The organism is Streptomyces sp. NBC_00178 (assembly GCF_036206005.1).
Taxonomy (GTDB): domain Bacteria; phylum Actinomycetota; class Actinomycetes; order Streptomycetales; family Streptomycetaceae; genus Streptomyces.
Genome location: NZ_CP108143.1, coordinates 5,872,385 through 5,886,452 on the forward strand (window position 1 = coordinate 5,872,385; position 14,068 = coordinate 5,886,452).

Genomic DNA, 14,068 nt, shown 5'->3' on the forward strand with positions numbered 1-14,068 from the left:
GACCGGCTCTCTGGAAAAGTGACGCAGCGTCAGGAAACCTGGGGCCCCCGGCGCTGGGGGAGGGTGACCACCGCCGCGTCGGCCGTGCCCGACGGCGGCAGGCCCGCGAGCTGGCAGAGCAGATCGCCCCACGCCACCAGGTGGGCCGCCATGTCCGGCACCCCGCCGCGCGTCTCGCGCGGCGTCCACGAGGCGCGGATCTCGATCTGCGTCGCCGGGCGCCGCGCGGACAGGGCCCCGAAGTAGTGCGACCCGGCGCGGGTCACCGTCCCGCCGGCCTCGCCGTACGACAGCCCACGGGCGTCCAGGGCACCGGTCAGCCAGGTCCAGCACACCTCGGGCAGCAGCGGATCCGCGGCCATCTCCGGCTCCAGCTCCGCGCGCACCAGCGTCACCAACCGGAACGTGCCCTGCCAGGCGTCGTGTCCGGCCGGATCGTGCAGCAGGACGAGGCGGCCGTCGGCGAGATCCTCCTCGCCTTCCACGACCGCGGCCTCCAGGGCGTACGCGTGAGGGGCGAGCCGCTTCGGCGGCCGCGTGGGCTCCACCTCGAGCTCGGGGCGCAGGCGGGCCGAACGCAGAGCGTCGACCGCGGACCGGAACGCGACCGGGACTGATTCGCCCTCCGCACCCCCCTCGCCGCCGGTGCCATCGGAATGATCGGAGAATTGTCCCTGAGCCGGAGCCATGCGGGGAAGAGTAGGCGGAACCGGAGCCCCGTGCAGGGAGGGACACCCATGCGGCGTCCGGCTCCTTGCCGCTCCGTGCGAAGATTCTGTGTGTGAGTGTCAACGACCTTCCCTCAGAGCTCAGCTCCGTCCGATCAGGGGAGGGCCCGTCCGCGGGCCTGCAGACGACCCCCGCCACCCACGACTCGGCGTTCCTCAAGGCGTGCCGTCGCGAGCCGGTGCCCCACACGCCGGTCTGGTTCATGCGTCAGGCGGGGCGGTCGCTGCCCGAGTACCTGAAGGTCCGCGAGGGCATCGCGATGCTCGACTCCTGCATGATGCCGGAGCTCGTCACCGAGATCACCCTCCAGCCCGTGCGCCGCCACAAGGTCGACGCCGCGATCTACTTCAGCGACATCGTCGTGCCGCTCAAGGCCATCGGCATCGACCTCGACATCAAGCCCGGCGTCGGCCCGGTGATCGCCGAGCCGATCCGCACCCGCGCCGACCTGGCCCGGCTGCGCGACCTCACCCCCGAGGACGTCCCGTACGTCACCGAGGCCATCGGCATGCTCACCGCCGAACTCGGCGCGACGCCGCTCATCGGCTTCGCCGGTGCGCCGTTCACGCTGGCCAGCTACCTCGTGGAGGGCGGCCCGTCCCGCAACCACGAGCGCACCAAGGCGATGATGTACGGCGAGCCCGAGCTCTGGGCGGAGCTGCTCGACCGCCTCGCGGAGATCACCGGCGCGTTCCTGAAGGTGCAGATCGAGGCCGGCGCCTCCGCGGTCCAGCTCTTCGACTCCTGGGTCGGCGCCCTCGCTCCGGCCGACTACCGCGGCTCGGTCATGCCGGCCTCGGCGAAGGTCTTCGACGCCGTCGCGTCGTACGGTGTCCCGCGCATCCACTTCGGTGTGGGCACCGGCGAACTGCTCGGCCTGATGGGCGAGGCCGGTGCGGACGTCGTGGGCGTCGACTGGCGCGTCCCGATGGACGAGGGCGCCCGCCGGGTCGGCCCCGGCAAGGCGCTCCAGGGCAACCTCGACCCCGCCGTGCTGTTCGCCCCGACCGAGGCGGTGGAGGCGAAGACCCGCGACGTGCTCGCCGCCGCCGCGGGTCTGGAGGGCCACATCTTCAACCTCGGCCACGGCGTCATGCCGACGACCGACCCCGACGCGCTGACCCGGCTCGTGGAGTACGTCCACGAGCGGACGGCGCGCTGAGACCCGGCCCCTCAGCCCTCGTCCCGCAGGGCCGCCCGCACCGCCGCGACGGTCTTGCGGGCGGCCACCAGGACCGGGTCCCAGACCGGTGAGAACGGCGGGGCGTAGCCGAGGTCGAGCGCGGTCATGCCCTCCACGGTCATGCCCGCGGTCAGGGCGACCGCGGCGACGTCCACCCGCTTCGCCGACCCCTCACGGCCCACGATCTGCACGCCCAGCAGCCTTCCCGTGCGGTACTCGGCGATCATCTTCACCGTCATGGGCTGCGCTCCGGGGTAGTAGCCCGCGCGGCCCGTCGACTCGATCGTCGCCGTGACGTAGCGCAGGCCGACGGCGCGCGCGTCCTTCTCACGCAGCCCGGTCCTCGCGATCTCCAGGTCGCAGACCTTGCTCACCGCCGTACCGACGACACCGGGGAAGGTGCCGTAGCCGCCGCCCACGTTGGCGCCGATGATCTGGCCGTGCTTGTTGGCGTGGGTGCCGAGCGCGATGTGGCGGGTGCGGTGCGCGACGAGGTCGAGCACCTCGACGCAGTCCCCGCCCGCCCAGATGTCGTCGTGCCCCACGACCCGCATCGAGAGGTCCGTCAGAAGTCCGCCGTGCGGGCCCAGCGGCAGACCGGCCGCAGCCGCCAGAGTGGTCTCCGGCTCCACGCCGATGCCGAGCACGACGACGTCCGCCGGATACGTCGCCGCGTCCGTGGTCACCGCGGTCACCCGGCCGTCCTCGCCGGTCAGGACCCCGGTGACCGAGGCGTTGTCGACCGTGGTGATGCCCAGACCGTCCATGGCCTCGTGGACGAGCCGCCCCATGTCCGGATCGAGGGTGGCCATGGGCTGGGCGCCGCGGTTGAGCACCGTCACCTCGAAGCCGCGCTTGAGCATCGCCTCGGCCATCTCGACGCCGATGTACCCGGCGCCGACGACGACGGCCCGGCGCTCCCCGGCGCGGTCCAGCGAGTCCAGGAGCGCCTGGCCGTCGCCCAGGGTCTGCACCCCGTGGACGCCCGGCGCGTCGATGCCCGGCAGGTCCGGGCGGACCGGCCGGGCACCCGTCGCGATCACGAGCTTGTCGTAGTCCGTCCAGTACGACTCACCCCGGGCGAGGTCCCGGGCGCGGACCCTCCGGCCCGCCACGTCGATCTCCGTCACCTCGGTGCGGGTACGCAGATCGATGGAACGGTCCCGGTGCTCCTCGGGGCTGCGGGCGATGAGTTCGTCGCGGGAGCCGACGTCACCGCTCACCCAGTACGGGATGCCGCAGGCCGAGTACGAGGTGAACTCCCCGCGCTCGAAGGCGACGATGCTCAGCTCGTCCGGCCCCTTGAGCCTGCGGGCCTGCGACGCGGCGGACATGCCCGCCGCGTCGCCCCCGACGACCACCAGTCGTTCCGCCGCCATTGCAGGGTCCCTTCGCCGCCGTGTGCAGGTCCGGGGCCCACGCTACGGCGCTTACGGGGCGGAGGGGTCCTGCGGGGCCGTCGTGGGCTCCTGAGGTGTCGTGCGGCGCCGCGGCAGCCGTCCCCGCACGAGCCGCCACAGCACCAGCAGGACCACCGCCGCGGCGAGGAAGGGAGCCGCGGCGCCGATCGCCACCGCGATCCACCGCAGCATCGTCACGAACGCGTCCCAGCCGCCCGCCAGCGCGTCCAGGAACCCGGTGTCCTCGTCCTCAGGGTCCGTGGCGTCGTCGTAGGGCTCGTCGAGCTCCAGCGTGACGGTTGCCAGCGACGTGCGGTCCTTGAGCGACGCCTGCTGGGCGAGGAGCGACTCGAGGTCGGCCTGGCGGCTGCTCAGTTCGCCCTCCAGCGCCACGACGTCCGTGAGCTTCTCCGCCTTGTCCATCAGATCGCGGACCCGCGCGACGCTCGCCCGCTGCGTGGCGATCCTGCTGTCGACGTCGACGACCTGACCGGTGACGTCCTTCGCGTTCGACGTGCGTGACCGCAGCTTCCCGGAGCCCGCCAGCCGGCTCAGCACCTCGTCGTACCGGTCCTGCGGCACCCGCAGGACCAGGTGCGAGGTGTCGTACATGTCGTCGATCCGTTCCGTGGTCTCCTCCGCGACGAGGCCACCGGCCCCCTCTGCCACGGCCCGGGCCGCCGCGACCGCCTTCGGTACGCTCTTCACCTCGATGGAGAGCGTGGCCGTGCGGATGACGTGCTGGGCCACCGCGCGTCCCGGCTTCGGCGCGGAGGGTGTGCCGGCGGCGGGCTTCCCCCCGGCGTCCGCGCCGGCGCCCTCCGCCCGTGGTGCGGCCGCCCCCTGGTCGGACGCGGCCTTCAGCGACTCCCCGCCGCCGGACGAGGAACACCCGGCGGTGGCCAGGACGACGGCGAGCAGTCCGGCGGCGGCCAGCGCGTGCGGGCGGCGCCGCGCGGCGCGGATGGTGCTGACGGGTGGATGACTGTCCGTGTGACGGTCGATGTGCATGACGTGTCCCCCCAGGGCCGTTGCAGTTGGTGCCGGTTCGACGTGACGTCCCAGGTCCGGGTTTCCTTCCGGTGGTTTCGAAGCGGTCACGTTCGGGACTCGGAAGAGGTTTGAGAGAGTGGACCCATGCAGCGTTCTCTTCAGCGCGACACCACGCGTACGGGCCACGCCGTCGTCATCGGCGGCGGCATCGCCGGACTCGCCGCCGCCCACCGGCTGCTGGACTCCGGTCTCCGGGTCACCCTGCTGGAGGCGACCGCACGGGTCGGCGGCAAGCTGATGACCGGGGAGATCGCGGACACCCGGGTCGACCTCGGGGCGGAGTCGATGCTCGCCCGCCGCCCGGAGGCGGTCGGACTCGCCGTCGCGGCCGGACTCGGTGACCGCCTCCAGCCCCCCGCCACCGCCACCGCGTCGGTCTGGACCCGGGGGGCGCTGCGCCCGATGCCCAAGGGGCACGTCATGGGCGTCCCCGGTGACCCCGCCGCGCTCGGTGAACTGCTCTCGCCCGAAGGGATCGCCAGGATCGCCGAGGAGCGCGAGCTCACGCCGACGGCCGTCGGGGACGACGTCGCGGTCGGCTCGTACGTGGCCGACCGGCTCGGCCGGGAGGTCGTGGACCGGCTCGTCGAGCCGCTGCTGGGAGGGGTCTACGCGGGCGACGCCTACCGGATCTCGATGCGCGCGGCCGTGCCGCAGCTCTTCGAGGCCGTGAAGGAGGGCGGGCCGCTCCTCGACGGCGTGCGGCGCATCCAGGATCGCGCCGCCGCCCGGCAGCAGACCGGCCCCGTCTTCCAGGGCATCGCGGGAGGCGTCGGCACCCTGCCGGGCGCCGTCGCGGACGCCGTGCGGGCGGGGGGCGCGGAGATCCTCATGGACACCCCGGTGCTCGGCCTGACCCGGACCGCGGACGGGTGGGACGTGCGCACGGACAGCGGGGTGATCGCCGCCGACGCCGTCGTCCTGGCCACCCCCGCCTGGTCCGCCTCCACCCTGCTCGCCGCCGAGTGCCCGGCCGCCTCCGTCGAGCTGGCCGCGGTCGAGTACGCCTCGATGGCCCTGGTCACCCTGGCATACCGGCGCTCCGACGTCGCCGGGACCGAGGCGCTGCACGGGCGCTCGGGATTCCTCGTGCCGCCGGTCGACGGGCGCACGATCAAGGCCGCGACCTTCTCCAGCCAGAAGTGGCAGTGGGTCGCGGACTCCGCGCCCGGCCTCTTCGTGCTGCGCACGTCGGTGGGCCGTTACGGCGAGGAGGAGCACCTGCACCGTGAGGACTCCGAACTCGTCGGCCTGTCCCTGAACGATCTCGCCACGGCGACGGGGTTGTCGGCACGGCCCGTCGACACCCGGGTCACACGGTGGATCGGGGGACTGCCCCAGTACCCGGTGGGCCACCTGACCCGGGTCGCCCGCATCCGCGACGAGGTCGCGAAACTCCCCGGACTGCGGGTGTGCGGAGCGGCGTACGACGGCGTCGGCATCCCGGCCTGCGTCGCCGGTGGGCAGCGCGCGGCGGACGAGATCGCGGCGGACTTCACGGGAGGGAGCGCCGGGACCCCCACCCGGGTTCAGGGCACGCGGAGCGAGGCGGGACAATAGCCGTATGAGTGCGCCAGAGAAGCTTCCGAACGCGGGTAAGAAGGCCAAGGACCTCAACGAGGTCATCCGCTACACCCTGTGGTCCGTCTTCAGGCTGAAGGACGTCCTTCCCGTCGACCGCGCCGGTTACGCCGACGAGGTCCAGGAACTGTTCGACCAGCTCGCGGCCAAGGACATCACGGTCCGGGGCACCTACGACGTGTCCGGTCTGCGGGCCGACGCCGACCTGATGATCTGGTGGCACGCCGAGACCTCGGACGAACTCCAGGAGGCCTACAACCTCTTCCGGCGCACGAAGCTCGGCCGCTCCCTGGAGCCGGTCTGGTCGAACATGGCGCTGCACCGCCCCGCCGAGTTCAACAAGTCGCACGTGCCCGCCTTCCTGGCGGACGAGACCCCGCGCGACTACATCAGCGTGTACCCCTTCGTGCGCAGCTACGACTGGTACCTGCTGCCCGACGAGGACCGCCGCCGGATGCTCGCGGACCACGGCAAGATGGCCCGTGGCTACCCGGACGTGCGCGCCAACACGGTCGCCTCGTTCTCCCTGGGCGACTACGAGTGGGTCCTCGCCTTCGAGGCGGACGAGCTGTACCGCATCGTCGACCTCATGCGTCACCTGCGGGCCTCGGAGGCGCGGCTGCACGTCCGCGAGGAGGTCCCGTTCTACACGGGGCGCAGGAAGTCCGTCGCAGAATTGGTGACCGGGCTCGCATAGCCAGCGTTTCCGGCCACCCCGACCCGGAAGATCAGTTGGCGGGCAACGGCGCGTGTGACGCCGCCCGTCGTTCCAGCGACACCGGGTCCGGTACCGGGTACACACCGGCCGAAGGCCGGCGAACCGTCGTGGCCCGCGGGGGAGTGAGCCATACCTCCCCGCAGGCCACCGCTTCTCGCCGGGTCCGGCCGGTGTGTCCCGGACCGCATACGTGAATACGGCATGACGCAGGGCCGTCCCCGGCCGGGGACGGCCCTGCGTCATGCCGTATTCACGTACCGGGCCCGCGTGCCCGTCAGCTCAGCAGGGCCGCCCGCAACTGCGGGTCCTCGACCGCGCCCACACCCCGCACGGCCACCGCGGCGAGCAGATCGCGGTCCACGCCGTGCGCCGGCGCCGGCAGCGAGTCCAGCCACTGCTGGCCCGTCGGGGAGGCCCAAGGGCTGTACGGGTGGTTCTCCACCCGTGCGATGGCCAGGCACCCCAGGGTCAGCACGAGCGGCAGCGCGAACCACGCCGCCACCGGGCCCGCGTGGGACTCCTCCTGACCGGGAATCAGCAGGGCGGCGGCGGCCAGCGCCACCACGAGCACGGCTGCGCCGCGGACGGCCCGCACCGCGGATTCGAGGTCGGTCCGGGTGCCGTGCGGGACGGCGAGCCCCGCCACGACGAGCCGGTCGGCGAGGGCGCGTACGGCGTCGGCCGCCGCGGCGGCCGCCCTGATCGGCGCTATGCGGGACTGCCCGTCCGGCCCGATCGCACGGATCACGGTGCGCTCGACCTCGTCCCGCCCCTCCGGGTCGACGACCGTCGCCCAGCCGGTGTGGGCGAGCAGCAGCCGCCGCCGCAGGTGCATGGAGACCAGGGCCAGTTCGGCGACCCTGCGAGGTCCGCCCGCCAGGAACGCCGTCTCGTACAGGTTGAGTTCGGGGTGCACGCCCTCCCGCGTGGCGGGCGACGGCGGCTGGGCCGTGCTCGCGGTGATGAGGCACAGCCGGATGCAGGAGACGCCGGCGGCGCCCCATGCGACGAGAAGAAGTACGACCCAGAGCATGGCCGAGTTCTACGCGAAATCTACAGGGAAGCGCCATAGGTTGTTCACGATTTGGACGAAAAACGGGCACAGGTGGTCATCGGTGGCTGAAACCTGACGGAGGCATATCCGCGCGGCCCGGCCCGCGGCGGCGACACGGGCCGCCGCCCGGACCCCCGCCCGGCGTGCGTCAGGTCCCCGCGCGCGTCAGGAGCCGCCTCCGCCGCAGCTGGACCCGCCACCGCCACAGCTCGACCCGCTGCTGCAACTGGACCCGCCCCCGCAACTGGACCCGCCGCCCCCGCAGCTCGACCCCGAACTGCACGTGGAGCCCGTCCCCGAGTCCCCGCCTCCACCGGAGGAGCCCCCGCATCCGCCCCCGGGACCCGCACTCGCACACCACACCACGGGCACGAACGCCGTCGCGGCGGCGGGCGACGCGGAGGCCGACGACAGCGACGAGGTGCGCCCGGAAGAGCGTTGCCGGGCGGCGGCCGTCAACTGCCCCTGGAGCTCCGGGTCGGGGAGTGCGCCCAGGCCCCTCGTGGCCACCAGATGGGCCGGATCCGTCACATGGGCGTTGGCCGTCCGGTAGCTGTCGGCGGCCCGGCGCCCCGCCTTCGTGAGCCGCGACTTGGCCGCCGCCGCGGTGGACAGGCCGACCACGGCACCCGTCAGCAGCGCGGGCAGCACCTTCATGACGAAGGGGAAGGGGATGTCCCCGAACCCGTCGTGCAGGGCGTACTGCGCGACGGTCAGGGCGATGCCGAGCGGGAAGCCCACGACGCATCCGATGCCCAGGGCGAGCGCCCAGCCCCGGCGGGTCCGGCTCTCGCCCGGAGGGATGAGCAGGCCCCGCGCCGCCAGCCCGTCACCGATCTCCTGCACCGCGGGGTGCCGCATCACGGCCTCGCGCAGGGAGTGCAGGGCGCCGCTGGGCGCGGCGGCCAGCTCCTGGAGCACGGCGCGCTCCACCGGGTCACGGGCCTCGTTCCGCCGGAGCGTGACGATGCCCGGGCCGCCGACGGCCAGCCGCCCGTCGGCGTGCATGCGGGTGAGCGCCGTGTCCACCACCCTGGCGGGGCCACCGCTGAGGAACGCCACCTCGGACAGGTCGTGGACGTATGCGGCGCCGTCGCCGCCGCGCATGCCGGCGCGGCGTGTCGTCGCGATCAGGAGCACCGAGGCGACGGCGACGGTGAGGGTCAGCAGGAGAGCGAGCGTGTTCACGGCGGTCACCTTCCGAGAAGAGCGGTACGGGCGGCGTGGACCAGCCGGGCCGCGCGGCGGGGCGGGCGGGGGGCGGCGCGCCCCTCCCACCAGCGCGTCAGCCGCCGGCGGGCGGCCTCGTCCGCCGGGTGGCCCGCGACGAGCAGCTGTTCGGCGAACCCGAGGGCGTCCCGGCGGTAGCCGGCCGACATCGGCCGGTTGCGGGCGTACGCGAGGAACGCCCGCCGGTAGCCGTCACCGAGGATCTCCGGCAGTTCCGGGGCGACCTTCGCGACGACGTCGGCCCGCTTCGCGGCCAGGGCCCTGCTCTGCACCGCGAGGCGCCCGTGGTCGAAGCCGTCCGGCACCGGTGTGCCGGCCACCAGGGACGAGAGCAGCGCGGTCTGCGCCACGGCGGTACGGTCCCGGGCCCCGGCCGCCGGTGCGGCCGGCCCGGCCACCCGGGCGGGCCGCCGCCGGACGCGGCGGGGCTCCGAAGCCGCCGCGGCCAGCGTCTCCCGGATCGCCGCCAGTTCGGCCGCCAGCTCCGGGCCCGGCGGGAAGTCGTCGTCGCGCTCCAGCAGTACACCCGGCGGGTCGACGCGGGAGCGGAGTTCGCCCAGCACGTCCAGGACCGGCCGCGTCACGGGATGGGCGTGGGTGTCGTGCCAGACGCCGTCCTTCTCGACGCCGCCCGCCACATGGACGTACGCGATGGCCTCCACCGGCAGTTCGTCGAGAGCCCGCGCCGGGTCCTCGCCGCGGTTGACGTGGTTGGTGTGCAGGTTGGCGACGTCGATCAGGAGCCGGACGCCGGTGCGCTCGACCAGCTCCGCGAGGAACTGCCCCTCGGTCAGCTGCTCGCCGGGCCAGGAGACCAGTGCGGCGATGTTCTCCAGGGCCAGCGGGACGGGCAGGGAGTCCTGCGCGATCCGCACGTTCTCGCACAGCACCTCCAGCGCGTCCCAGGTCCGGGCCACGGGCAGCAGGTGACCCGCCTCCAGCACCGGTGACGCGGTCACCGTCCCCCCGGCCCGCACGAACGCGATGTGCTCGGTCACCAGCGGCGTCCCCAGCAGCTCGGCCTTCGCGGCCAGCGCGGCGAGCCGGCCGGGGTCCGGGCGGTCGGCACCGCCCAGACCCAGCGACACCCCGTGCGGGACGACCGTCACTCCGCGCTCGCGCAGGCGCACGAGCGAGGGCGGGAGATGGTCCGCGCAGATGTTCTCCGCGACCGCCTCGACCCAGTCGATCCCCGGCAGCGCCTCGACCGTCTCCGCGATCTCGGGCCGCCAGCCGATCCCCGTTCCCAGCTCCATGGTGTTCCCTCCCCGTTCCGTGCAGGGGTGATGGCCCCGCGGGGAGCCCGCGAACCCGAAAGGAGGGACGTTCAGAGGTGGATTTGAGGTTTCCGGACGCAGCCCCCCGCCACGCCCGACGGGGGCCGGATCACGGCTGCGGCAGCGGCGCCATGGTGGGCGGCACCGGGCGCGAGGTGAACGACTGGTCGCCGCTCGGGGTCACGGGGACCGGGACCTGCGGCACGCCACCGCCCGTGGACAGGGGCGGCCCCGACGGGCTGGACGTCGCGCCCGCGGCGGCGTCACGCGCCAGGCCGTCGAAGTCGACGAAACCGGTGCGCTCCAGCATGGTGATGTGGTCGAGCACCGTCTGGTTGGCGTCCGAGGCCAGCTGCCGGATCAGCGAGTTGCGTGTCGTGTGCCTGACCTGGGCGATCAGGGCGAACACCTTGCCGTGCGCGGCCCGCAGGAGATTCGCGAACTTCTGCTCGTACTCCTGTCCGCTCGCCGCCGTGAGCTCGTCGAGCCAGCCCTGCTGCTGCTCCGACGGCTGGTTCGGCAGCTCCACGCCGAGCTTGGAGGCCACGTCGCGGGCCCGCCGGTCCAGGTCCGTGTGCCCCACCACCAGATGGTCCCCGGCCTGCTTCACGCCCTCGCTCGGGGCCCGCTCGATGGCCTGCTGCCCCGCCGGCAGCTCCCACAGCCCGGCGAGGCGCACCTTGACCAGGAAGTCCCGGTCGGTGGCGGAGAGCGGACCCCACTGGGTGGCGACGCTGGACGCGTTCAGATTGGCCTCGCCCGTGCCCGAACGGTCCGCGTAGGACCAGACGGGAAAGGCGAGCGCGCCGAGCGTGGCGACCAGCGCGGCGATGATGAGGGCCGTTCCGTTGATGCGTCGCAACAAGATGTTCTCCCGGGCCGGTACGTGACAGCGTCGAATCAACCGCCAACTGAAGCGTCGATCAACCTACTTGGCGGTAATGCCGTTGCGGCAGTACGGGGAGATACGTAGTCGGGCGCACGGATGTTCAACAGGACCGCGAAAGATCCGGTACGGGCCGGCCCGGCCCGCAGGTCAGCGGCGCAGCGCCGGGTGATCCGCGACGACCGTGCAGGAGCCGGGAGCGATCTCGGTGAACCCGGCGTCGCGCACCACCGGCAGTCCGCTCTCCGTGAGCGCACGCCAGCGGGCGGCGTCCGGCGTCGCGACCGAGAGCGGGAACCCCGCCTCGCGCCACGCCTTCCGCTCCGTGCCGGACAGCTCCCACCAGGCGAGCTGGGCTCCGTGTCCGGCCTGCGCCATCGCCTTGCCCGCGGACATGCCGACCTCGGGGTTCATCCACAGCACGGGACCCGCGGGATCGGGTGCGGCCGGGGGCTCCGGGTCGTCCAGATCGGTGCCCGACACCTGCAGCTTGGCGAGCTCCTTGGGCCAGCCGTCCAGCGGCACCGGCGGGAAGACCCGCACCTCGGCGTGCTCGCCGGTGACCGTGATCCCCGGAAGCGCGGACGCCTTGCGCCACTCCGCTCCACGAGCCCGCCGGACCACCTTGCGGATCCGGGCGTCCTGCCAGTCACGCATGGCGCGCGCCCACTCGCCCTCACCGTCGTCGCCGGCCCCGCCCTCCGCGAGCGACCGGGCGTCGGAGAGGATCGTGAGCACGGCGCGGGCCGCGGTCACCAGGGCGTCGTTGCGCGCCGGGGGATCCGTCTTCTCGATGTGCACCACCAGCGGCAGGACGAACTGCGGGGCCTCGTCGCGGGACGTCGGCTCCGTGCGGAACGGGCTGTCGGCGGGGGCGGAGGGCTCCGCGGGAAGGGGTTCGAAAACGCTGTCGCTGCTCACGCCACCAGTCTGCCAGGCGCGATACGGCGTCTCGGTTCTTGGCGGAACACCAGGCTCCGGGTGAGGATGCACGGCATGAAGAGCGACCTCTTTTCCAGCGAGCACATGGCGCAGCAGGCGACCGTCCCGGGCATGACGCTGCAGAACGCCAAATCGATCAAGTACGCCGTCAACGGTGAGATGCACGCGCGTCAGGGGTCGATGATCGCCTTCCGGGGCAGCCTCCAGTTCGAGCGCAAGGGCCAGGGGATAGGCGGCATGCTCAAGCGCGCCGTCACCGGGGAGGGCCTGCCGCTCATGGCGGTCTCCGGCCAGGGCGAGGCGTGGTTCGCCCACGAGGCGGCGAACTGCTTCATCGTGGACATGGAGCAGGGCGACGTCCTGACGGTCAACGGCCGCAACGTCCTCTGTTTCGACGCCACCCTCGCCTACGAGATCAAGACCGTGAAGGGCGCCGGAATGACCGGTGGCGGCCTCTTCAACAGCGTGTTCAGCGGCTACGGCAAGCTCGGCCTGATCTGCGACGGCACCCCCATCGTGATTCCCGTCACCCCGCAGCAGCCCGTCTACGTCGACACGGACGCCGTGGTGGGCTGGAGCGCCCGGCTCTCCACCTCGCTGCACCGCTCGCAGAGCTTCGGCTCGATGGTGCGCGGCGGCTCCGGCGAGGCGGTCCAGCTGATGCTCCAGGGCGAGGGCTTCGTGATCGTCCGCCCCAGCGAGCTCAAGCCGGAGAAGGCTTCGGCCCACTGATCCCGCCCGACGGTCCGCCGCTCCCCGCGCCCCGGCTGCCAGGCCCCCGTGCCGCGCGACTGAGTACCCTGGTGGGTATGGACGATGCGTACTGCGAGACGCCCGTACAAACCCCCGCGCCCCCGGACGCGGGCCCGCCGTACGCCGAATGCGTGCTGTGCCGGAAGCCGACCGAGTACCCGGAGTCGACGAAGGGCAGCACCCTCTGCCCGGTCTGCGCCTGGCAGGAGGCCGGACGCTCCGCCTGCTCCGGGTGAACCGGGCGGGCGGGTGCCGTGCGGGGCGGCCTCAGCCGCGCATCAGCTCCGAGACCTTCACGAAGCGGTAGCCGCGCTCGCGCAGCTCCGGCACGATCCGCCGCACGGCGGCATCGGTGACGGGGGCCGCGCTGCGGGTGCAGTGCATGACCACCAGCGATCCCGGCTTCACCCCGGCCAGCACCTGCTCGGCCACGGCGTCCGCGTCCGTCGCGAAGGCGTCCCCGCTCACCACGTCCCACTGCACGGCGGTCACCCCGGTGGGGGCCAGGGCCTTCAGCGAGGCGTCGTCGTAGCAGCCGCCGGGGAAGCGGAAGTACGGCACGACGTTGCGCGCGCCCGTCTTCCGGATGGCGGTGAAAGCCCTCTCCACGTCGCGTCGCATGTCCTTCGCCGCCACGGCCGGCAGCCCGTAGCAGGGGGAGGAGAAGGCGTAGTGGCTGTAGGAGTGGTTGGCGATCTCGAACAGTGGATCGCCGCCGATCGCGCGGGCCTGCGACGGGTACTCCTGAGCCCACCTCCCCGTCATGAAGACCGTCGACGGCACCGCGAGCCTGCGCAGCGACGCGATGAGCCCGGGATTGTCGAAGTGTTCGCCCGCCGCCGCACGTGGTCCCTGGTCCGCCGTCATGTCGGCGTCGAAGGTGAGGGCCACGACCTTGCCGGACCCGCGGCCGGCCCCGGGGGGCGACCCGTCCCCCCTGCGCTCGAAGACGGGGGTGAGGCCGCCGGGACCCGGGGCGAGCACGGGAGGCCCGCTGCTCCTGGCGGCCTTCGGAGCCCGCGACGGCGTGGCGGACGCCTCCGCGGACTCCTCGCCGGAATCCTGACCGGACTTCCTGCCGGATTCCCGCACCGGGGACGGAGCGGCGGCCGCAGAAGCGGCCGTCGTCCCGGTGCGGGTGTCCTCAGGGCCTCCGCACCCGGCGAGCGCCGCACTCAGTACGGCACAAGCGGTCAGTGCGCGAACAGATCTGATCATCCAAGGAAGCTAACTGTTGGATAATCAGATTATTCGGAGGCGCT

General features: G+C 73.1%; 14 protein-coding genes. 5 read left to right on the forward strand and 9 right to left on the reverse strand.

All coding sequences use genetic code 11. The annotated features are described in order from the left end of the window. Nucleotides 1-29: 29 nt before the first annotated feature. Nucleotides 30-689: a DUF3000 domain-containing protein gene (locus OHT61_RS25615; RefSeq protein WP_329041445.1), complete on the reverse strand. Its 660-nt coding sequence runs from the start codon at nt 687-689 to the stop codon at nt 30-32. Between the two features lie 92 nt (nt 690-781). Between OHT61_RS25615 and hemE the strand changes: the two genes are divergently transcribed. Next, nucleotides 782-1,891, forward strand: coding sequence for a uroporphyrinogen decarboxylase (gene hemE, locus OHT61_RS25620; protein WP_443049531.1), 1,110 nt, complete (start codon nt 782-784; stop codon nt 1,889-1,891). An 11-nt stretch (nt 1,892-1,902) separates the two neighbouring features. Here hemE and OHT61_RS25625 read toward each other — a convergent pair whose 3' ends face one another. Both OHT61_RS25625 and OHT61_RS25630 read right to left on the reverse strand, forming a co-directional pair. Then, on the reverse strand, nt 1,903-3,291 hold the full coding sequence (locus OHT61_RS25625; RefSeq protein ID WP_329041446.1) for an FAD-dependent oxidoreductase: 1,389 nt from the start codon (nt 3,289-3,291) through the stop codon (nt 1,903-1,905). 51 nt (nt 3,292-3,342) lie between these two features. Then, nucleotides 3,343-4,323: a DUF4349 domain-containing protein gene (locus tag OHT61_RS25630; protein WP_329041447.1), complete on the reverse strand. Its 981-nt coding sequence runs from the start codon at nt 4,321-4,323 to the stop codon at nt 3,343-3,345. Nucleotides 4,324-4,449: 126 nt separating this feature from the next. On the opposite strand from OHT61_RS25630, the gene hemG reads away from it, so the two are divergent. Then, complete coding sequence (hemG, locus tag OHT61_RS25635) at nt 4,450-5,925, forward strand: protoporphyrinogen oxidase (RefSeq protein ID WP_329041448.1); 1,476 nt, start codon at nt 4,450-4,452, stop codon at nt 5,923-5,925. A 4-nt stretch (nt 5,926-5,929) separates the two neighbouring features. Further along, the gene (gene hemQ / locus OHT61_RS25640) at nt 5,930-6,643 is read left to right on the forward strand and encodes a hydrogen peroxide-dependent heme synthase (RefSeq protein ID WP_327113257.1); all 714 of its coding nucleotides are present in this window, start codon (nt 5,930-5,932) and stop codon (nt 6,641-6,643) included. A 295-nt stretch (nt 6,644-6,938) separates the two neighbouring features. Here hemQ and OHT61_RS25645 read toward each other — a convergent pair whose 3' ends face one another. The 5 genes from OHT61_RS25645 to OHT61_RS25665 all read right to left on the reverse strand — a co-directional run bounded on the left by OHT61_RS25645 (nt 6,939) and on the right by OHT61_RS25665 (nt 12,032). Continuing rightward, a complete protein-coding gene (locus OHT61_RS25645) occupies nt 6,939-7,697 on the reverse strand; it encodes a TIGR04222 domain-containing membrane protein (RefSeq protein WP_329041449.1) in 759 nt (252 codons plus the stop codon). A 186-nt stretch (nt 7,698-7,883) separates the two neighbouring features. Further along, complete coding sequence (locus OHT61_RS25650; protein WP_329041450.1) at nt 7,884-8,906, reverse strand: TIGR04222 domain-containing membrane protein; 1,023 nt, start codon at nt 8,904-8,906, stop codon at nt 7,884-7,886. 5 nt (nt 8,907-8,911) lie between these two features. Further along, nucleotides 8,912-10,204, reverse strand: a complete 1,293-nt coding sequence (locus tag OHT61_RS25655) for a DUF692 domain-containing protein (RefSeq protein ID WP_329041451.1) — start codon at nt 10,202-10,204, stop codon at nt 8,912-8,914. A 130-nt stretch (nt 10,205-10,334) separates the two neighbouring features. Next, a complete protein-coding gene (locus tag OHT61_RS25660; protein WP_329043390.1) occupies nt 10,335-11,087 on the reverse strand; it encodes a DUF4142 domain-containing protein in 753 nt (250 codons plus the stop codon). Between the two features lie 174 nt (nt 11,088-11,261). Further along, nucleotides 11,262-12,032, reverse strand: coding sequence for an aminoacyl-tRNA hydrolase (locus tag OHT61_RS25665; protein ID WP_329041452.1), 771 nt, complete (start codon nt 12,030-12,032; stop codon nt 11,262-11,264). Between the two features lie 75 nt (nt 12,033-12,107). Here OHT61_RS25665 and OHT61_RS25670 point away from each other — a divergent pair, with 75 nt between their 5' ends. Both OHT61_RS25670 and OHT61_RS25675 read left to right on the forward strand, forming a co-directional pair. Beyond that, nucleotides 12,108-12,785, forward strand: a complete 678-nt coding sequence (locus OHT61_RS25670; RefSeq protein ID WP_329041453.1) for an AIM24 family protein — start codon at nt 12,108-12,110, stop codon at nt 12,783-12,785. Nucleotides 12,786-12,862: 77 nt separating this feature from the next. After that, entirely contained in the window at nt 12,863-13,042 is a 180-nt protein-coding gene (locus OHT61_RS25675) for a hypothetical protein (RefSeq protein WP_329041454.1), read from the forward strand. Between the two features lie 31 nt (nt 13,043-13,073). Here the strand turns inward: OHT61_RS25675 and OHT61_RS25680 are convergent, their stop codons facing one another. Further along, nucleotides 13,074-14,024, reverse strand: a complete 951-nt coding sequence (locus tag OHT61_RS25680) for a polysaccharide deacetylase family protein (RefSeq protein WP_329041455.1) — start codon at nt 14,022-14,024, stop codon at nt 13,074-13,076. Between the last annotated feature and the right edge of the window lie 44 nt (nt 14,025-14,068).